The 18,632-nt window shown below is 50.6% G+C and carries 17 protein-coding genes; 11 read left to right on the top strand and 6 right to left on the bottom strand.

All coding sequences use genetic code 11. The features are described 5' to 3' along the window. Nucleotides 1–41: 41 nt before the first annotated feature. The 3 genes from murI to ACO08I_RS20110 all read right to left on the bottom strand — a co-directional run bounded on the left by murI (nt 42) and on the right by ACO08I_RS20110 (nt 1,980). On the bottom strand, nt 42–836 hold the full coding sequence (murI, locus tag ACO08I_RS20100) for a glutamate racemase (protein ID WP_421946898.1): 795 nt from the start codon (nt 834–836) through the stop codon (nt 42–44). Nucleotides 837–847: 11 nt separating this feature from the next. Next, nucleotides 848–1,354, bottom strand: a complete 507-nt coding sequence (locus ACO08I_RS20105; protein WP_282778843.1) for an OmpH family outer membrane protein — start codon at nt 1,352–1,354, stop codon at nt 848–850. Nucleotides 1,355–1,458: 104 nt separating this feature from the next. Continuing rightward, nucleotides 1,459–1,980, bottom strand: a complete 522-nt coding sequence (locus ACO08I_RS20110; protein ID WP_421946899.1) for an OmpH family outer membrane protein — start codon at nt 1,978–1,980, stop codon at nt 1,459–1,461. Nucleotides 1,981–2,162: 182 nt separating this feature from the next. On the opposite strand from ACO08I_RS20110, the gene ACO08I_RS20115 reads away from it, so the two are divergent. The 7 genes from ACO08I_RS20115 to ACO08I_RS20145 all read left to right on the top strand — a co-directional run bounded on the left by ACO08I_RS20115 (nt 2,163) and on the right by ACO08I_RS20145 (nt 11,213). Then, nucleotides 2,163–2,882, top strand: coding sequence for a hypothetical protein (locus ACO08I_RS20115; RefSeq protein WP_421946900.1), 720 nt, complete (start codon nt 2,163–2,165; stop codon nt 2,880–2,882). Between the two features lie 721 nt (nt 2,883–3,603). Next, nucleotides 3,604–4,857, top strand: coding sequence for a T9SS type A sorting domain-containing protein (locus ACO08I_RS20120; protein WP_421946901.1), 1,254 nt, complete (start codon nt 3,604–3,606; stop codon nt 4,855–4,857). Beyond that, nucleotides 4,844–6,229: a gliding motility-associated C-terminal domain-containing protein gene (locus tag ACO08I_RS20125; RefSeq protein ID WP_282783677.1), complete on the top strand. Its 1,386-nt coding sequence runs from the start codon at nt 4,844–4,846 to the stop codon at nt 6,227–6,229. The genes ACO08I_RS20120 and ACO08I_RS20125 overlap by 14 nt, the downstream gene beginning before the upstream one ends. Before the next feature lie 139 nt (nt 6,230–6,368). After that, nucleotides 6,369–7,139: an alpha/beta fold hydrolase gene (locus ACO08I_RS20130; RefSeq protein WP_044216766.1), complete on the top strand. Its 771-nt coding sequence runs from the start codon at nt 6,369–6,371 to the stop codon at nt 7,137–7,139. Between the two features lie 10 nt (nt 7,140–7,149). Continuing rightward, nucleotides 7,150–8,295 carry a radical SAM family heme chaperone HemW gene (gene hemW, locus ACO08I_RS20135; protein ID WP_421946902.1) on the top strand — a complete coding sequence of 382 codons (1,146 nt, stop codon included), beginning with the start codon at nt 7,150–7,152 and terminating at the stop codon, nt 8,293–8,295. A gap of 17 nt (nt 8,296–8,312) precedes the next feature. Next, on the top strand, nt 8,313–10,568 hold the full coding sequence (locus ACO08I_RS20140) for a hypothetical protein (RefSeq protein WP_421946903.1): 2,256 nt from the start codon (nt 8,313–8,315) through the stop codon (nt 10,566–10,568). A 138-nt stretch (nt 10,569–10,706) separates the two neighbouring features. After that, complete coding sequence (locus ACO08I_RS20145; protein ID WP_044216762.1) at nt 10,707–11,213, top strand: hypothetical protein; 507 nt, start codon at nt 10,707–10,709, stop codon at nt 11,211–11,213. Nucleotides 11,214–11,304: 91 nt separating this feature from the next. Here the strand turns inward: ACO08I_RS20145 and ACO08I_RS20150 are convergent, their stop codons facing one another. After that, complete coding sequence (locus tag ACO08I_RS20150) at nt 11,305–12,348, bottom strand: response regulator (RefSeq protein ID WP_282783670.1); 1,044 nt, start codon at nt 12,346–12,348, stop codon at nt 11,305–11,307. A gap of 103 nt (nt 12,349–12,451) precedes the next feature. Then, nucleotides 12,452–14,119, bottom strand: a complete 1,668-nt coding sequence (locus ACO08I_RS20155) for a PAS domain S-box protein (RefSeq protein ID WP_421946904.1) — start codon at nt 14,117–14,119, stop codon at nt 12,452–12,454. A gap of 187 nt (nt 14,120–14,306) precedes the next feature. Between ACO08I_RS20155 and ACO08I_RS20160 the strand changes: the two genes are divergently transcribed. Continuing rightward, on the top strand, nt 14,307–15,116 hold the full coding sequence (locus ACO08I_RS20160) for a universal stress protein (protein ID WP_282783665.1): 810 nt from the start codon (nt 14,307–14,309) through the stop codon (nt 15,114–15,116). A 12-nt stretch (nt 15,117–15,128) separates the two neighbouring features. Here ACO08I_RS20160 and ACO08I_RS20165 read toward each other — a convergent pair whose 3' ends face one another. Next, complete coding sequence (locus ACO08I_RS20165; protein WP_081968603.1) at nt 15,129–16,064, bottom strand: DUF3137 domain-containing protein; 936 nt, start codon at nt 16,062–16,064, stop codon at nt 15,129–15,131. Between the two features lie 124 nt (nt 16,065–16,188). On the opposite strand from ACO08I_RS20165, the gene ACO08I_RS20170 reads away from it, so the two are divergent. From ACO08I_RS20170 to coaBC, 3 genes are all read left to right on the top strand, one after another. Continuing rightward, nucleotides 16,189–17,022 carry an outer membrane protein assembly factor BamD gene (locus ACO08I_RS20170; RefSeq protein ID WP_282783662.1) on the top strand — a complete coding sequence of 278 codons (834 nt, stop codon included), beginning with the start codon at nt 16,189–16,191 and terminating at the stop codon, nt 17,020–17,022. Next, complete coding sequence (locus ACO08I_RS20175) at nt 16,982–17,323, top strand: DNA-directed RNA polymerase subunit omega (RefSeq protein WP_044216754.1); 342 nt, start codon at nt 16,982–16,984, stop codon at nt 17,321–17,323. The genes ACO08I_RS20170 and ACO08I_RS20175 overlap by 41 nt, the downstream gene beginning before the upstream one ends. 105 nt (nt 17,324–17,428) lie before the next feature. Continuing rightward, on the top strand, nt 17,429–18,628 hold the full coding sequence (gene coaBC, locus ACO08I_RS20180; RefSeq protein WP_421946905.1) for a bifunctional phosphopantothenoylcysteine decarboxylase/phosphopantothenate--cysteine ligase CoaBC: 1,200 nt from the start codon (nt 17,429–17,431) through the stop codon (nt 18,626–18,628). Nucleotides 18,629–18,632 lie beyond the last annotated feature (4 nt).

The following is an 18,632-nucleotide window of genomic DNA, read 5'->3' on the forward strand; positions in this document are numbered from 1 at the left end:
TTTGGCAAGAGCAGCCCGAAGTGTGAAATCCAAACAAGCTCTTACATTGAAAGGCGCTCTACGGTGAAATCAGGCCCGATCATATGCCGGGCAAGGGTTTTGGTGCCCTGCAGAGGGCCGGAGAAAAAGAGTTGGTGCCTGGTTTCCACAGAAGGGGAGGCGAGCAGGTGGTGCTCGGTAAGGACCCGTTGTAGTTGGCGGGCTACGGCGGGAGCCGGGTTGATGATAGTTCGTTCCGGGCCGATGATGTCCTGCAGTAGCGGTGCTACAAAAGGGTAGTGGGTACAGCCCAGCACAAAGGTATCGGCCTGCTGCCGGATCATAGGCAACAGGATAGCCTCCAATAGTTGCCGGGTAGCCGAGGTATCGAGCTCGCCGGCTTCGATTTGCTCCACCAGGCCAATGCAAGGGTCTTCCAGCAGCGTGATGCCACTGGCGTAGCGTTGCATGAGGTCCGCATAGCGCTGACTTTTAAAAGTGCCGGCGGTAGCGAGTACGCCCACCACACCGGTTTGCGTGGCGTTGGCACCAGGCTTGACGGCCGGCTCCATACCTACAATGGGTATGTCTGGCCAGGCAGACCGCAAGGTGCCCAATGCAGCAGCAGAGGCGGTATTGCAAGCCACCACAATAGCTTTAGCACCTGACTCGATCAGGTAACGGGTAATATCCAGGCTGTACTGACGGATGGTATTGGCAGGCTTAGTGCCGTAGGGAATACGGGCGGTATCGCCGAAATAGAGGAAGGGCTCGGAAGGGAGTAAATCGATAATGGCACGGGCGACCGAAAGGCCGCCTATGCCAGAATCAAATATACCGATGGGTAGGTTGGGCATTGCCGGCAGGCTTAGTTGGCCAGCTTCGCCTTTACCAAATCATTCACATTCTGAGAATCTTCAGCGTAAAGCAGCACGTTTTGGTCGAAAATGAACTGGAAGCCATTTTCTTCTGCCACATCTTTGATGGCCTGATTGACCTTCTCGTAGATCGGGCCCAGTAGTTCTTCACGCTTATCGGAAACCTGCTTGCGCATGTCCTGCTCAAAAGCAGCAATTTCCTGCTCGCGTGCCTGCAGCTTTTGTGCTTCTTCCTCCTGTTGCTTAGGAGACAAGTCGCCGCTCTGAACTTTCTGCTGCAAGACACCATAGTCTTGCTGCAACTGCTCCAGCATGCTCTGGCCTTTTTTCTGCAACTGCTTTTGCAGGGCTTCAAGGTTGGCATCCGCTTGCTTTACCTCCGGCATTTCAGCCAGGATAGCTGCAGAGTTGACATAGCCAAACTTTTGGGCCTGTAGCGTACCAGCGGTCGCTGCAAAGAGGGCTACAAGACAAGTGATTTTCAACAAACTTTTCATTCGTATGCGGTTTGAATTTGTATTGGATCAAATGGTTGATCTTTGTTTTTTGCGGGTGCAAAAATAAGAATTTCGCGCTTTTTTGCCTGAAATCCTGCACCTTATTACTTCAGCTTCTTCATGACGTCTTCCGTTTTGTCGTAAGACGGGTTGGAAAAGATCATGCCGGCACCGCTGGATTTATCAAAAATGAAGTCATAGCCGCGCTCCTGAGCATATTCTTCAATCGCAGCGTAGACGCGTTCCTGAATGGGGCGCACGAGGTCCTGCCGCAGCTTGAATAAATCGCCTTCCGGGCCAAAGCGGGACTTTTGCAGGTCGCGCACTTCCTGCTCCTTCTCCATGATTTCTTCCTCACGGCGCTGCCGCTCGTCTTCGCTCAAAAGGACCTGCTCCGCCTGATAGCGGTTGTACATCCCCTTGATTTTATCGTATTCCTGAGCGATTTCCTGCCGCCATGCCTGTGCGGTTTTGTCGAGGTCGCGCTGCGCTGCCTGGTATTCGTCAATGCTTTCCAGAATGGTATTGACATTCACATAGGCAATGCGCTGGGCGAAGGTGGTGAAGGTGCCGGCTGCCACGATGGTTAGGGTCAGCAGCGCCTTCTTTAGTGATAACTGGTTCATATTTTCGTTGTTTTTGATTTTTTGACGAATGTACGGAACACAATACCATAACGCAACATCCTTATGTTTGGGTGCCTCAACTTCCCGTTGTTTAACCTCGATTTAACGCACAAAGGCTTTTTTAACGCGGGCGCAACAATTGCCCCGGTTGCTGCTGTTGTACACATCAATACAACACAACTATGACTGCATCTCAATCCGTTACCACCATTTCCTTTTTCCGGTATCAGTCTCTGCCCAACCGTTGGTGGGGCTTCAAGCAAATGGGGCTGGCCGGCGAGGCGCTGGCTCAGGTAGAGGGGCTGCGTTTCCACAAAATGCTGGGTAGCGGGGCGGGCAATGGCTTTAGCATCTGGCCCAACTTCGGTGTTTATGGCCTGCTTGGAGTATGGGAAAACGAAGGTGCGGCCGAGCGCTTCTTTCAAAAACATGCGCTGTTTGCGGAATTCCGGGAGCGTTGCGCCGGTTGGTGGACGGTCTACATGGAGGCCGCTAAGGCACATGGTGAATGGGAAGGTGAAATGCCTTTCCCCATCACTGTAGACTACGACCCCGCCCGCCCGGTAGCCGTGATCACCCGGGCGACCATTCACACCCACCACCTTTGGCGCTTCTGGCGTTTTGTGCCCCCGGTAAGCCGCTCGGTGGAGGACAAGGAAGGGCTGCTTTTTTCCGTAGGCATTGGCGAGCTGCCCCTTGTACAGCAGGCTACCTTCAGCCTCTGGCAAAACAGTGAACTCATGACCGCCTACGCCTACCGCAGCAAATACCACAAAGAGGTGGTCCGCCGTACCCGTGAATTGGGCTGGTACAAAGAGGAGCTGTTCTGCCGTTTCCACCCTTACCGTACGGAGGGAGACTGGGAGGAGGGGCGTACGCCGGCGTCGGCTTATGTGTACTAAAGCATTTTTATAGAAATTAGGGTTTTTGGTAAAGAAGTAATTCTGTGCTTAGAAAGTTTGTTCCTGTTCTTATTGATTTTATGTTGGTTAGATAGACCGCTAAAACAATCTCAAAAAGATTTGTTCGTGTTGCTCCGAATCTTACTGCCTGATTTTAACATAGCGCATGTTGAAGGTTGTCAAAAGATATTAAGACTTAAATGTCATTGTTTGCTTGAATAATTATGTTTTTTCTTGTAATTTTAATATTCTTAACTGACCTTTCGCACGCGAAAGATTTGGAAAATGAATTAATAACTGACTCCAATTGCAATGAGAACAATTATTACCTTCGCTTTTTTATTCACAAATTTGGTATTCCTTTATGGGGTTTAATATTCTGGAACAGTTTATTTAGCTTGTTCAGATACTCCTCTTGAGGGGGTAACGGTTCAGGTTAGAGGTAGTATAGGCGCTATGTTCCTTACATACCAAACCACCACCGATATTAATGGAGACTATTCATTTAATAGAGTTTATTAACGCAAATTTTGTATGTCTCTGAATGGTCTTTTTCACCAGCTCTGCATCTCGTCCTCACCTTCGTAGCTTAGGCTACGAGGTTCCGGGCGTTCTTTGATCTGGCAAAAAATACTCATCCATACCCTATACAAAACCTACCTTAATAAACTCTAATGTTTCAGGTACGGATAGTTTCTGGAATATAAAAGTTATTTCTCCGATGGGGATAACCGATCCAACTTCTTACATTTATTTTCCAAGCCAGGGCAATCAGTCTTCGGTTGATTTCGAATTGCTGGTTCAGCCTGAGGTTTTTTATGGGCCACAAAACAATAATGTAGTTTTAGATCCCAATAATGCTCCCTTTGATATTGATTTCAGTCCTCAGGAATATTGTGTGAACAGTGGGAATTGTATAAACATCAGTGAACCCTTTGCGTCAACATACTATTGGGGGACAACAGAAGAGGTGTGTTTCAGCGCAAAATTGTTTGGACTGGACCGTTTTGGGAATCGGGTTAGCCTCCTTGGTTCGCCTAATTGTCTGCGGATTGGAGGTCGGCCAAGTGTTGGTCTTTCGGAAGGTTGTGAGCGTTACCATTTTGATATTGACCCCTTTGTTCAAGGTGTAGTTGGTGATTTGGTAGAACTTGAAATTACGCAGGGCTGCTGTAATAAAAAAGAAGTTGGGTGTATCCAAAATAGGGGATTAACCAATACCTGGAGCCACTACCTCTACATTAATGGGATTTCAAACGCCAGTGTTGATTTTCAATTCGGTGTCCCTTTTGATGTGGACAGTAATAACGGAACTGATCCTCCAAACGATGGGTCAGAGGCGATTGCCCTAGCACCCAATGGGCCTGCTCTTGGAAAAATCACCACCTCAATTTTGCCTGTAATCTCCTCCAGTGAGCCACTTGATGAAATCACTTATAATATTTACGAAGTAGAATGTAGCACTGGATTTAATGAGGCTTTAGTGCTGTCGAATACGGAATCATTAAACGGTTTAACCCAGCCTGCCGCCTATAGTTTTGCAAACTTTGAGGATGCGAACGGGGACGAGTATTTCCTGGATGACAATAATCATCTCGGGAAATGTTTCAAAGTAGAATGCGTAGCTGCTAATAATTGTGGGGAAGTGTCTGCCTACAGCTATTTCACAATAGATCCCAATGAAAATTTTCAAGGAGGAGGAGGAGAGACGAGGCAATTTGTTCCGGTAGGCACCAATGGTTCGAATGGGGCTTGGGTTTACCCCAACCCTGTACAATCAGAGCTGTATGTCAATATAAGTGGCCTGCAGCCGGGCTTATCGGCTGAGGTGCTGGACGTAAATGGCCGTGCGATCACATCCTTTCAGCTGAATGATGTTCAAACCCGGTTAGATGTATCTAAGTTACCCGGCGGGGTTTATCTTATTCGGGTCAACCATCCCCAAATCAAACCGCTGAGATTTGTCAAGCACTAAAATCCTATATGTTTTTCTGATAGCATCGTTCTGCCCGGGCCAATTACCCGGGCAGAACCTGATTCCTAATGGTGACTTCGAATCGTTCGAGCAGTGCCCTACAGACGAAGGGCACTTCGAAGGGTATGCTACGGACTGGGTGACTTTTTTTGGCACGCCCGATTATTTCAATTGTAACTTTTTGGGTCCTAACCCTGCGATCCTACCTGCTCCTCACAGCGGTACAGGTTTATCTTCTTGTGTATGGTTTGACAGTGATCCTACACCGCCTAATGTTACGCGGGAGTATTTGGCTTATCCGCTTGAAGCGCCACTTCGCCCTGAGCGTTACTATGGAGCTTTCTGGATTTACACCTTGCCTTTTCAGGTCATTACCCAAAATTATCAGCTTCTTCTGACCAACAGTGCCGGTCTTGTCTTTGATGACGATATCCTTCTGGCAGTGCCTGACCTGAGTAATACCGAGTTCCTTCCTACAGGGCAGTGGGTGAAAATAGGGGGGTGTTTTGAGGCAGATGGAGACGAAGATATGCTGGTGCTGGGCAATTTTACCCCGGACGAAGCTACCGTTTATCTTGATACAGTTATTGGCTTTACGGATTTTCACTTTATTGATGATGTAAGCCTTTACCGGGTGGCATCGTTAGTCCCGGCAGATACGATCCTGCTAGCCGGGCAATCGTACTTTTTTGATACTACAGCCTACCGTTCGTATGAATTGGAAGGAAGTCTGGTTTCAGGTGGCTCACGGGTATTTGAAGTCCCAGGTTTTTATGAGGCTGTTGTTTTTCTGGATGAATGCGGGCAGATTGGCACTTTTACGATAGAGGTGCAGGATTGCTCGGGGGTGGTCAGCCTATTTGACGACAGCGCTTTGGTATCGACAGACTATTGTGCAGGGGATAGACTGTCGGTTGTTTTGCCTGTTGCAGAAGAGGTTGAATATTACATTGGGCAACAGTTGGTTGCTGGCACGCTTACATTGGATACGCTTGGAGAGAGCTATGTTTATGCCGTACATACCTACTGTGGTATTTTGGATAGTGCTGTTTACAACGGTTTAGATTGTAGTCAGGTAGAGCGGGGTTCATGCTATTATGTCCCCAATGCCTTTTCACCCAACGGGGACGGGGCGAATGACCGTTTTCTGGTGCAAGGGCAATGTCAGGTGCAGTCCTTTCATTTGGAAATTTTTGATCGCTGGGGTAGTCAAGTCTTTATCAGTAATAATATTAACAATAGCTGGGATGGGGTTTGTAGAGGCGAGCCTTGTGTAGGTGGTGTATATACTTATTTTCTTTCGATTACTTTTCGGGATGGATTGGCTGCGTTTCAGCAGACTGAGTCGGGGGAAGTACATCTGGTGAGATAAGAGTAGACTTCAGGGGGAACGGAATAAACCATATACCTCTGTGTTCGTTATGTGAGTTGGTTTGTCTAAAAATGCTAATTTTTGCAGCTGCATACCTTCTGATTGTTTGTGCTACCTTAGCACAAACCAAAATTCACCCATGCTCGAACTCAACTATAAAAGCTTCGGACAAGGCGAACCGCTCATCATACTGCACGGGCTGTTCGGCACCCTCGATAATTGGCAGACCCTTGGCAAAAAACTGGCGGAGCACTTCACCGTTTATCTGGTAGACCAGCGCAACCACGGGCGTTCGCCCCACGATGAGGCACATACCTATACCGCCATGGCCGAGGACCTGCACCACTTTATGGAGTCTCACTGGATTTTCAAAGCCCACATCCTGGGGCACTCCATGGGCGGCAAAACAGCCATGGCCTTCGCCCAACATTACCCGGACATGGTGGACAAATTGATTGTGGTGGACATTGCCCCCAAAGCCTATACCGGCGGGCATGAGGAGATATTCAAAGCCCTGCAAAGCCTGGACCTGTCCGCGATCGACAGCCGGGGAGCAGCCGAGGATATGCTGGAAGCGCAGATCAAAAGCCTTGGCATCCGGCAGTTTTTGTTAAAAAACCTGACCCGCAGCAAATCTGGTGCTTACCGCTGGAAAATGAACCTGGATGCCCTGTGGAATCACTATGCTGATATCCTGGATGCTTTGCCCGGGCAGCACGCGCCCTTCGAAGGGCCCACGCTGTTTGTGCGTGGCGGGCGCTCCGATTATATTCAGGACAGCGACCTGCCTGACCTGGAAGCCCACTTCCCTAACTATCAGCTTAAGACTATTGAGAAAGCCGGGCACTGGGTGCACGCCGAGGCACCGAAGGCACTATTGGAAGCCTTAGAATCGTTTTTAGAGGCTTAAACTACGGTACATGCCAGGTATTTATTTTCATATTCCATTTTGCAAGCAAGCCTGCCACTACTGCAATTTCCACTTCTCCACCTCGCTGAAGTACAAGTCGCAGGTAGTGGAAGCCATGCTGAAGGAGCTGCACTGGCGCGCGGATTACCTGCCCAAGGAGCCTTTACAAAGCCTATACTTCGGCGGTGGTACCCCCAGCCTGCTGGAAGCGGAGGAACTGGCTGCGTTTTTCGACGCCGTTGCCCGGCACTTCGAACTTGCGCCGGATGCCGAAATCACCCTTGAGGCCAACCCTGATGACCTCACACCGGAAAAGCTGCAAGCCCTGCGCGCATCGCCGGTCAACCGGCTGAGCATTGGCATTCAGTCTTTTTACGAAGAAGACCTCACCTTTTTCAACCGGGCACATAATGCGGCTGAAGCCCGTCAGTGTGTGGAACGCGCCCGCGCCGCTGGTTTCCGCGACCTTACCGTCGACCTCATCTACGGCGCGCCCACCATGCCTGATGCGCATTGGGCAGCCAATCTGCAAACGGTTTTGGAAGCCGAAGTACCCCACTTTTCCGCCTATGCTCTGACGGTAGAGCCGCAGACCGCCCTCGACTATTTTGTCAGAAAAGGCAAAGTCCCCCCGGTGGAGGAAGCCGCCGCTGCCCGCCACTTTGAGATGCTGGTAGAAATGACAAGGGCCGCAGGGTATGAGCAGTACGAGGTGTCCAACTTTGCCCTGCCCGGGCGCTACGCCCTGCACAACAGCAGCTACTGGAAAGGGGAGCCCTACCTCGGCATTGGCCCCTCTGCCCACAGCTTCAACGGGCATAGCCGGCAGTGGAACGTGGCCAATAACGCGAAGTACCTCAAAGCGATGGCATCCCCTGATCTGGGCCAGGCTATCGGCTTAGGGCTGTTTGAAAAGGAGGAACTCAGCACCGCCGATCAGTACAATGAATATGTGATGACCGGTCTTCGGACCATCTGGGGGGTTAGCCTGCACACTATCCGGAGCCGGTTTGGAGTGGAATATGCGGCACACTTTGAGCGGGAAGTTGCCCGTTTTGAGGCGGCGGGGCAGGTGGTTTCTGCGCATGGCAAATACTGGCTGCCCGGTACCCACCGTTTTATGGCAGATGGTATTGCTGCCGATTTATTTTGGTAAGAGAAAATTTTGAGCATATGATTAATTCGCTTCGGGCGGGCCTTTTTATCGCCACCGTTTTTTACCTGTCTGTCACAGGTGTCTTAGCGCAGACTGCTCCTCAATGGCTCTTTCCGGCTGAGGCGCCCGGTACGCGTGCCTATCTGTTGACTTACACCGTCAGTGAGCAGACCGGGGCATGGGATTTTGAGCAGGCTACCTTGTCTGAGGTCCAATGCAGCCGGCCCGATGGCGTGGATCAGCTACAGGTAACCCGTATGCCCGTTTACGGGGCCGCCCAAAAGTGGACATTGGAATTGGGCGAAGAGGGTGCAATGCAGGCCCGGCTCCACACCGGTCAGCTATGGCACAGGGCACCTGGCACGGCCGGGTTGTTTTATGACACCACCGCCCTGAGACCCGCAGCGGCCCCGACCGCAGCTATGGATACACTGCTCGCCGTAATGCCTGAGCTTTCCGGTACGCCTGAAGCTAGTCGCCTTTCGTTGGTCAGCATAGATGGGCAGCGGGCGTTTGCTTATTTGCTCAATGCGGAAGGCTGGCCCGTGGCAGAATCTTGGCTCGATAAGGGGCAACTGGCCGCCTGGCGGACCTATGAATACCGTTGGGATAATTCCGGGCGCTGGGACCGGCAGTTGGTACACAACCGGCTATCCGGACAGCAGCAGCTCGTAGAGCGGCGGATGGTGCAGGCAACGGAAGATGCTTCTGGCTGGATGGCCGTGCAGGGCGGAGCCGCATACTGGCTGCTGGCAGAAAACGGGCATGCCCGTTACTGGGACGGGCGTAGCGCACAATCAACAACAGCAAGGTGGCAGCTAAAAGGAGATGCGCTAAGTATTCAGCGTGCCGATCAGCGGGAATCCTTGGTGTACCAGATTAAGTCCAGGCAATCCTGGGGCTGGCAGGTCGCTACAGCGGATGGTGCTCAGGAGGACTGGGTCTGGCTAAAAGCCATGCAGGAAGTACCCCGCAAACTTAGGCGTTGGCGTGACGCAGCTAATGCCGCACACTTTCAAACCTTCACAGAAAAAGGCCGGACCGGGCTGCGTGATGGGGAGAACCGTGCGACGCTCCCCGCCCAATACGATGAGATTGAGCCGGTGCACCCCCGCCTTGCCCTGGTCAAACTGGAAGAGCGGTATGGTCTGGTACAAACGGACGGCAGAACGCTGTTCCCCATCTACTTTGAAAAGCTGGAATATTTAGGCGACAGCCTGCTGCTGGCTCAACGCAATGGAGGGCAGGGGATATTGCATCTTTCAGGGGATACGCTGGTGCCCTTCGTGTATGAACGCCTGATCCCACGCGATGACACCACCTACTGGGCTTTTGCAGGTGGGGAAATGGGCCTGATCAACGATCGCGCCGCCATGCTCCTGTCGCCACAGTTTGACCTCATCCACCCCTTTCATGGCCATCAGGCCGTAGCCTTGGAAAACGGGCAAACTGGCGTTATCGATACCCAGGGGCAGTGGGTCATTAGCCCGGGCAAATACGCCGGTCTCATTCCGGTGAACCTGGACGGCTACCTGGTACAAACGCAGGACAATAGCTGGGGCTTTACAGACCGGGAGGGGAAATTGCTGGTGGAGCCCGTCTATGGGCATTTGCGGGCACTTGCTAAGGGCGTGCTCGTAGGGCAGCAGGAGGGGCGCTTTGGCCTGCTGAGGACGACAGGGGAGCTGCTGACGCCTATCAGGTACCGGATGCTTAAAGGTTGCGGGGATTACACCACCACGCAGGAACTTTGTCAGATACTGGCGGAAAATAACGCCGTGGCGCAATTCGTATCCGATGACCGCTTTGGGTACCTCGATGCCCGGGGGCAGGCGCATCCACCGGTACTGCCTTCGCCCGCGGAACTTGAAGCGGATTACAAAGCGGATACAGTGGAGCACGGACTCATTCTGACCTATCCAAAGGGCTGGCAACTGGAAAGAAGCATTCAAAAGTTGTACAAGCAAGGCGACTACGGTCAGTCCCGGGTGGTGTACGAATTCCTGCCTTCCGGCGGGCAATCGCTCGAAGACTGGGCGGGTGCTAATTTGGCAAAAGCCACTGCCGCAATCACTTTGGGCGAACAACCTGCCTTAACCTATACGGAGCGGGAGCGGGTCCGCTACTATGATTTTTTCAGGAAGCATATTTACTGTTTATCGGAGGATGGGCAAACGGTCATTCACCTGGAGTTGTCCTGCAAAGATGCTAATTTTCTGGAGAGTATTCCCGACCTGCATGAGATCGGGCAGCTCGTCAGTTTTATGCAATGATAGGGAGAAAAAAGTACCTGATTTATCGTTATTCCAATGAAACGTTTATATTTGATGTTTGAATAAAGGGATAGTCTTACAACGTATTATGTGAATCGGATAAAAAGTTTACTCCTAATTAACCATAAACTTTTTACTATGAAAAGACTATTGTTTTTCCTGCCATTGCTATTCAGCTTTATGCTGATTACTAATTCTGCTACTGCACAAGAATACCGTACTGCTGTGGGTGCCCGGCTTGGTTATCCACTTTCCCTTTCTATCAAGCATTTTCTGAATGATAACGGACACGCCGTAGAAGCCTACGTTGGGACACGTGGAGGGGGGTATGGACGTTGGGTAAACCTCAGCGCGAGTTATCAGGTCCACAACCTGTTAGACATTGAAGGGCTTGAAGGACTGTACTGGTACTATGGTGGCGGAGCTAGTGTCTTCTTTTGGAACTTCAATGATCCCTTTCTTGATGACAACAATTCGGCCGCGTCCTTCGGTATACAAGGCTACCTGGGGCTGGACTATGCATTTAGGGGCACTCCGGTTAACATAAGCGTAGACTGGGTGCCAACGGTTTTCATCAACGGCTACGGGAGTGGCTTCGGTGCTGGCTATGGAAATGTAGGCATACGCTACATCCTGGGGCAATAGTTCCAACATTTCAGACCAAACTAAAAGAAGCAGCTGAGCGTACGTTCAGCTGCTTCTTCTGTTAGGTGGGCCACCGTGGCCTGCCGGAGTTTTAAGCATGCATATTGCGAAGCCCCTCCGGATCAACGATCTTGATCGCACCGTCAATCACTTCAATGTAGCCATCCTCTTTGAACTCTGTGAGCATACGGATAACACTCTCCTTGGCGGTTCCTACGATCCGCGCCAGGTCGTCCCGCAGAATACTGATGTTGCCTTCGCCCTGTTTTTCGTGAAGGAGCAGGATGGCATCCGCTACTCGCCGCCGCACGGAATTGTACGCCAGGTTGAGCAGTTGTTCCTCCTTGGCAGTGACGTTGCTGGCCAGCATTTTAATCATCTGGGAAGCTACATCCCGGTTGGCATTCAACAGCTTTGAAAAATCCTCTTTGGGGATCAGGCTGATCTCTGTCTCCTCCATGGCAGCTGCTGACTCTGTGTATTTTTCTTCTTTCAGCAGGTCCAGGTAGCCGAAGAAGTCCCCTTCCTTGCAGATTTCAATGATGTATTCCTTCCCGTCCTCGTTGGTCTTAAAGACTTTGGCTTTCCCTGATTTAACAAAGTAGAGATAGCGTGGATAGTCGCCCTCCTCAAAAATGAGGTCTCGCCGCTTATAGTGTTTGACTTTCCGCTCATCCGATAGTTTGCGGAGTTCTTCGTACCCTTTCGCTTCATTGATAAAAGCCGTGAGGCCCTGCTCGGTTTTGTCAAACTGCTTTTTGAGCCGTTCGCTTTTTTCCAGGCGGGTTTCGATGACATCAAGCAGCTCGTCCTTGTAGAAAGGCTTGGTGACGTAATCATCGGCCCCGAGGTTCATGCCCCGGCGGAAGTCTGATTTTTCCGTTTTTGCGGTGAGGAAAATAAACGGCACATTGGAAGTCGCGCTCTTCTTGCTAAGGATATTGAGCACGCCAAACCCATCGAGGTGGGGCATCATCACATCGCACAGGATGAGGTCAGGCGGATTGGTCAGGGCTTTTTCCACCCCTACTTTGCCATCTTCGGCGGTTGTCACCTGATAGCCGGAAAGCTCGAGGATTTCTTCCAGGTTTTCACGTACTTCCTCATTATCTTCAATGACTAGGATCTTTTTCATCGCTGTTTTTTATCTGGTTACAGTCCTCAAATATAGTTAGAATACCCGTTCTTTAAATGGAGCGGGTACCAGTAATCATGGCATACAGCCAGCTGAGTGTTTTTTAGTGGTGCTTTAAGGGGATCGTTACCCTGAATGTTGAGCCTTGTTCGGGTACGCTTTCAAAAGTGATATGCCCGCCCAGGAGATCCACATAGCCTTTGACGATATTGAGCCCGAGCCCCGTGCCCTGTATGTTTTCTACATTGTGAGCCCTAAAAAAGCGAGTAAATAAATGCTGTTGCTCGGATTCAGGAATGCCTATGCCATAGTCCTGTATGGCGATTTTTAAATCTCCGTTTTTACAATGTACCCTGCAATCTATGGGCTGCCCCTCACCGCTGTACTTGATGGCATTGGAAAGCAGGTTGTAGAAAATGTTCTGGAGTATTCTCCGGTCTGTATTCAGGTCGGGAATTTGCTCAAGACCTTTGATATTTAGCTGTTGCCCTTTCTTAAGCATGCCCTGTACGCCCTCTTCCACTTCCTTCCAGACTGCTGTAAGTTCAAATTCGGAAGGGTTGAAGCTTAGCTTGCCCTCTTCGAGCCGGCTCAGCGACAGAAAATCGTTGAGAATACTGGTCAGGTTGGCTACCGAGGTCTTGATCCTTTGGGTATGCCGAAGCCGTTTCTTTTGCTGTTCTTCTTTTTGGTAAGCTTCGATAAGGTCAGCAGAGGACAGGATCGTACTCAGCGGAGTCCGGAACTCATGAGAAGCCATGGAGACAAACCGGGATTTGAGCTCGTTGAGCTCCTTTTCCTTTTCCAGGGCGGTGGTCAGCTGTTTCTCTTTGGTTTTCAGTGCAGCCTCGGCGGTTTCCCGCTCTTTGATCTCATGCTTTAGCTGTTTGTTGATGCCAAGCAGCTGATTGACCACTTCGGCAAGCTCTTCCGTACGGGCAGCGACCCGCTTCTCAAGCTCCTGATTGAGCCGGATGATCCGGTCTTCTGCTTCCCGTTGCGCGCTGATATCAATACCGGAGCTTAGAGTGCCGGTGATCTCTCCGTTGTCATCTCTTAGTAGAGTGTTGTGCCAGGCCACCAGGTGTTGTTTTCCGGAAGCAGACTGCACATAATTCTCATAGTACTCAATGTCCCTGCCATCCATGAGGGCCCGGAAGACCACTTTGACCTCACTCCGGTAGTTGTCAGGGATGAAATGGTCCACCCAGTCCTTGCCAATCGCTTCATTGGGCTCGACTTCAAGAATCTTCCGGCCTTTGTCGTTGAGTAACTTTATTTTGCCGTCGCGGTCAAGAATTACAATGATCGTATTAGCGATATTCAGGTACCGTTGGGCACGCTCTTTTTCCCTTTGGAGTGCCGATTCTGCCGTCTTTTGCTGGGTCAGGTCATGGACGATACCAGTAAATAAGCGGCGTTCCCCCATTTCCACTTCGCTAATGCTTAGCCTGATCGGAAATTGGGAACCGTCTTTGCGCTGAGCCATTACTTCGCGGCCAATACCAATGATTTGAGCCTCCCCGGTTTTCATATAGCGGGCAATATAATTGTCGTGCTGTTGGGCATGATGCGCCGGCATGAGCATATTGATGCTTTGCCCGAGCATTTCAGCTTTCGAATATCCAAAAAGTTTAGCGGCTGCCTGATTGACTAAAACCATCCGCCCCCTGGCATCAATAGAAATGATGCCATCTGTTGCAGACTGAATAATAGCCTCCAATTGAAGGGCGGCTTCTTCGGGCACTAAAGATTTGAATAATTGGCTCAAAATGTTTGTACGTGAAATTGGTATTTGCGATAATGGCTTGGTCAGGGCAAAATCAGCAGGCAAGTTAACAGGTAAGCCCGGTGGTAAAGGATGACAAATGTCACCCCTCTGACGTGATTGATGTCATGTCCTGATTTGATGAGACCCTGTTAAATTGATGTTGAATCCTTCCAAAACGCCAATACTTATGAGAAAAATCCTCATTCCAACTGATTTCTCTTCCAATGCCATGGGCGCCCTTCAGTACGGAGTTGGGCTGGCCAATGCCATAGGCAATGTGGAGCTGACTTTGCTGCACACCTACGAAGTGCATAGCAACGCAGGCATGTTCGTCTCGGTCAGCGACTTCATGAAAAAGGATGCCGTAGACCAGTCCCTTGAGGCTATAAAAGCTGTAGAGCCCAGGTTGCAAAACGGCGTCACGATTGACAGCCAGATCCTTCGGGGGCCTACTGTAGACCTGATCACCGACTTTGCCCGCCGCAACCGGTACGATCTCATACTGATGGGCACACAGGGCGCCTCAGGTTTGCAGGAGATATTTTTTGGCAGCACCACAAATGCCGTGCTGAAGCAGGCTGACATACCGGTACTTGCGGTCCCTGCCGGCTATAGGTATACTCCGGTGGAAAAGATTGTGCTGGCCATCGATGAAGAAGGGCTGGAAGATCGCGAAATGGTAAAGCCGCTGTCGGTGATTTCCAAAGCATTTGATGCACCGGTCTGTGTTTTTCACCAATCGGCTGCCTTCGAAGAGGATGGCATTGACCCCAGCGTGGATGAGGCGCTTAGCGGTATTGACCATTCCTTCCACTACGAGCTCGAAGAAGAAAACGTCAATGAGAGCATCAATAACTTTGTAATAGACTGCGGTGCGCAACTGCTGGTGATGGTACGGCGGCAGCGGGGCTTTCTGGAGGAAGTTTTCCACGTAAGTGCCACGACCAGGAAGGTGTTCAATACGCCTGTACCCCTGCTGGTTCTGAAAGAGGGGTAAAACGGTGCTCTACTAATGGGTCCGGTCAAAGTCTTCGGCAATTTCGAGCAGCATGTGGATATCGCTAAAAAACTCCCGGATCAGCTCAAAGCTAAGATTGGACCGCAGAATATGGGGCTCCAGCAAATCTTTGTCTTCCGTCACGGCAGCATAGATTTCCCGGTTGATGAACGACATATAAATTTCCTTGCCTGTTGCTTTTCTGAAATCCACGATGGCTTGCTGCATGGGTTCGGAAAGGATGCCGATAACGTGCGTCCTGTTGGTTGCATAAACAAGGTATGCTTCCTGGAATTCAGGGTTCAGGATTTCTTCACTTACATCAACGCCGCCCATCCAGGTGAAGTCCCGAATGGCCCGGAAGTGCCGGTGGCGGTACCTTTTTGGCCAGATGATGATCCTGCCTTTTGCTTCCTCCGGAAAAGTAGCGTGCATGAACACGCCCTTGAACAACTGCTGTAGCCCGTTCTTTACCGGAGAGGTTTCTGAGACAAACAACTCACACATTTCAAACTCCAGGTTGCCTACCTTTCCGGTGATGAAATCCTCCCCGTGATAGCTCTCAGCAGGGGTGGCAAAGATTTGGCTGGCCAGAAAGCGCTGGCGGTCAATAAAACCTTTGGGATCATATTCCAACGGGTAGTTGACATCATAATTGACACCATCATCAATAAAATCAAGGACCAGATTGATGACATTTGGCTTGAAGGTGTTCCGGAACCGCTGAATCCTGTAGGCCAGGTAAAACAGGAAAAGCCCGATGGGAATGGCAAGCGCAAGGGTAAGCACCCAGATATCAAGGTAGAATTCGAGCAGGAAGATGCCCGCAAGAATGAGACCGGACAGCACAAATAACCGGATCAGGCGAAGCCGCCGCCGTTCCATCCGCAGCAATTCCGGATGAATGGTATGGTTGTAGTACATTCGGAACTCTTCAATCCGTTTCATACAGGCTAAAATAGGTCAAAATTCATTCTCCCGGGCTGCTCAGCCAACCTTAACACGCTTTTTATCCTCCTTGAGCAGCACAAAGTTTGAACTATTGTCTAAAATGCTGTAATTTTGCAAACTTATGAAACGACTACTGTTACTCGCGATCATCAGTATAAGCCTGGCTTCCTGTAAAAGCGAGTTTGAAAAAATACGTACGAGCGGTGATGTGGACCGTATATACACCAAAGCGATGGCGTATTACGAGGCAGAGGAGTACCAAAAGGCGCAGGCTCTGTTTGAGATCATCATCAGCAGCTACCGGGGTAAACGAGAGGCGGAGGATATCTACTTCAAGTATGCCTATACCTACTACCATTTGGAGCAGTTCATCCTTGCTGCCTACTACTTTAAGAACTTCTCGACCACTTACGGTACCAGCGAACTCAGAGAAGAAGCAGATTTTATGTCGGCTTATGCCAACTATCAGCTGTCTCCCACGTTCCGTCTGGACCAGCAGTATACGATTGAAGCGATCGAAGGCTTTCAGTTATTTGTCAATACCTACCCCAATAGCGACCGGGTAGAACAATGCAATAAACTGATTGATGCCATGCGGGCCAAACTGGAGCTCAAAGCTTATAATGCGGCGGAGCTCTATTATGACCTGGAGGATTATCAGGCGGCCATTCAGTCGTTCGAAAATGTACTAAAAGACTTTCCGGATACTAAAAACCGTGTTGAAATCGGTTACATGATCATTCGGTCGTCTTACCTGCTGGCAAAGAACAGCTTTGTCGAAAAACAAAAAGAACGCTTTACTGATGCGGTAGAGCGTGCTTCTGAGTTTCTGGAAAGGTATGGCGACAGCCGCTATGCTGACGAGGTTCAGAAGATGTATGAACAGTCAACCGATCAATTAAAAGAATTAGAGAATGTCAGATATCAAGACCAAAGTACAGGGGCTAGATCCTAATGTTAAGGCGCGTGATGTGCACGGCCTGGCTGCCAATACGGGCAATGTGTATGAAGCACTCGCGATCATCACGAAGCGGTCTCGTCAGCTGGCAATAGAACTCAAGCACGAGCTGCACCAAAAGCTTGAAGAATTTGCAGTGTCTTCTGATGCCATCGAGGAGGTCAGCGAGAACAAAGAGCAGATTGAAATCTCCAAGTTCTATGAGCGCCTGCCTAACCCTGTGGTTATCGCTTCTGAAGAGTACATCAATGGCGAGCTTTACAGCCGTTACAACAAAAAGCAGGAAGACGACCTCTAGCGTTGTCTGTGCACACTGATTTTCCGGAGAGCAGAGGATAGGCGCGCCCTTTCCCCTGCTCTTCGTTATTCTTATAGTATCCATGGTCAATTAACCGTCCTGAGCATGTCCGCACTCCACGGCAAAAAAATAATACTGGGCATTACTGGTAGCATAGCCGCCTATAAGGCTGCTTCGCTGGTGCGGCTGCTGATCAAGGCAGGTGCTGAAGTACAGGTGCTCATGACTGCTGCGGCTGCCGATTTTATTACCCCCCTTACCCTGGCCACTCTTTCGCGGAACAAAGTGCATACCGATGTGGCATCCGGTGATAGCTGGAATAACCACGTTGAGATGGGACTCTGGGCTGATGCTATGGTGCTCGCCCCCCTGACTGCCACCACACTGGCTAAGCTGTCGCAGGGCATCTGTGATAATATCATCGCCGCTACTTATCTTTCTGCACGCTGCCCCGTATTCTTTGCTCCGGCTATGGACCTGGATATGTGGAAACACCCGGCAACGCAGGAGAACGTCAGCCGGTTGCAGCGCTTTGGCAATCAGCTGATTCCTGTAGGAACCGGCGAGCTGGCAAGCGGACTGGTAGGAGAGGGGCGTATGGCAGAGCCGGAAACCATTTTAGCCGTTCTGGACCGGCACTTCAGCAGAGCGCAAAGCCTGAGCGGCAAACGCATACTTGTCACAGCTGGACCAACGTATGAACCTATCGATCCGGTCCGCTTTATTGGCAACCGCTCAAGCGGGAAAATGGGAATTGCTGTCGCCGACGAACTATGCGCGCGCGGTGCGGCCGTTCATCTGATTTTGGGGCCCTCTGCTTTGTCGCCCGGCCAGCCCGGTGTTGAGGTCATCCGGGTAGGTACCGCCCGGGAAATGCACGAAGCCGCTACACAGGTATTTAACCGCTGCGATGCTGCTGTACTGGCGGCCGCTGTAGCAGACTACCGGCCAGCCGAAGTTGCCGAACAAAAAATAAAGAAATCAGGGGACGAAATGCAGGTGTCCCTGGTCAGGAACCCAGACATCGCTGCATCGATCGGTCAAAGCAAAGCTCCTCACCAAAAGCTGGTAGGCTTCGCCCTGGAAACCCAGAACGGGCTGGAAAACGCACAGTCCAAGCTGGAACGCAAAAACCTGGACCTTATCGTCCTGAACAGCCTGACGGACAGGGGCGCGGGCTTCAATCACGATACGAATAAAATCACTATACTGGATCGGGGCAATAAGAAGCGCGAATTCGAGTTAAAAACCAAAGCAGCTGTAGCTGTTGATATCGTCGATGCCCTTCAGGAATTATGGAGCTGAACCG

Origin of the sequence: Phaeodactylibacter xiamenensis, from assembly GCF_965229835.1 — a bacterium.
GTDB classification, from domain to species: Bacteria; Bacteroidota; Bacteroidia; order Chitinophagales; family Saprospiraceae; genus Phaeodactylibacter; species Phaeodactylibacter xiamenensis.

What these genes read in the sequence shown, in the direction of transcription:
- murI (WP_421946898.1), bottom strand. Translation starts at nt 836, where the DNA reads ATGCCCAACCTACCCATCGGTATATTTGATTCTGGCATAGGCGGCCTT.
- ACO08I_RS20105 (WP_282778843.1), bottom strand. Translation starts at nt 1,354, where the DNA reads ATGAAAAGTTTGTTGAAAATCACTTGTCTTGTAGCCCTCTTTGCAGCG.
- ACO08I_RS20110 (WP_421946899.1), bottom strand. Translation starts at nt 1,980, where the DNA reads ATGAACCAGTTATCACTAAAGAAGGCGCTGCTGACCCTAACCATCGTG.
- ACO08I_RS20115 (WP_421946900.1), top strand. Translation starts at nt 2,163, where the DNA reads ATGACTGCATCTCAATCCGTTACCACCATTTCCTTTTTCCGGTATCAG.
- ACO08I_RS20120 (WP_421946901.1), top strand. Translation starts at nt 3,604, where the DNA reads ATGGGGATAACCGATCCAACTTCTTACATTTATTTTCCAAGCCAGGGC.
- ACO08I_RS20130 (WP_044216766.1), top strand. Translation starts at nt 6,369, where the DNA reads ATGCTCGAACTCAACTATAAAAGCTTCGGACAAGGCGAACCGCTCATC.
- hemW (WP_421946902.1), top strand. Translation starts at nt 7,150, where the DNA reads ATGCCAGGTATTTATTTTCATATTCCATTTTGCAAGCAAGCCTGCCAC.
- ACO08I_RS20140 (WP_421946903.1), top strand. Translation starts at nt 8,313, where the DNA reads ATGATTAATTCGCTTCGGGCGGGCCTTTTTATCGCCACCGTTTTTTAC.
- ACO08I_RS20145 (WP_044216762.1), top strand. Translation starts at nt 10,707, where the DNA reads ATGAAAAGACTATTGTTTTTCCTGCCATTGCTATTCAGCTTTATGCTG.
- ACO08I_RS20150 (WP_282783670.1), bottom strand. Translation starts at nt 12,348, where the DNA reads ATGAAAAAGATCCTAGTCATTGAAGATAATGAGGAAGTACGTGAAAAC.
- ACO08I_RS20160 (WP_282783665.1), top strand. Translation starts at nt 14,307, where the DNA reads ATGAGAAAAATCCTCATTCCAACTGATTTCTCTTCCAATGCCATGGGC.
- ACO08I_RS20165 (WP_081968603.1), bottom strand. Translation starts at nt 16,064, where the DNA reads ATGAAACGGATTGAAGAGTTCCGAATGTACTACAACCATACCATTCAT.
- ACO08I_RS20170 (WP_282783662.1), top strand. Translation starts at nt 16,189, where the DNA reads ATGAAACGACTACTGTTACTCGCGATCATCAGTATAAGCCTGGCTTCC.
- ACO08I_RS20175 (WP_044216754.1), top strand. Translation starts at nt 16,982, where the DNA reads ATGTCAGATATCAAGACCAAAGTACAGGGGCTAGATCCTAATGTTAAG.
- coaBC (WP_421946905.1), top strand. Translation starts at nt 17,429, where the DNA reads ATGTCCGCACTCCACGGCAAAAAAATAATACTGGGCATTACTGGTAGC.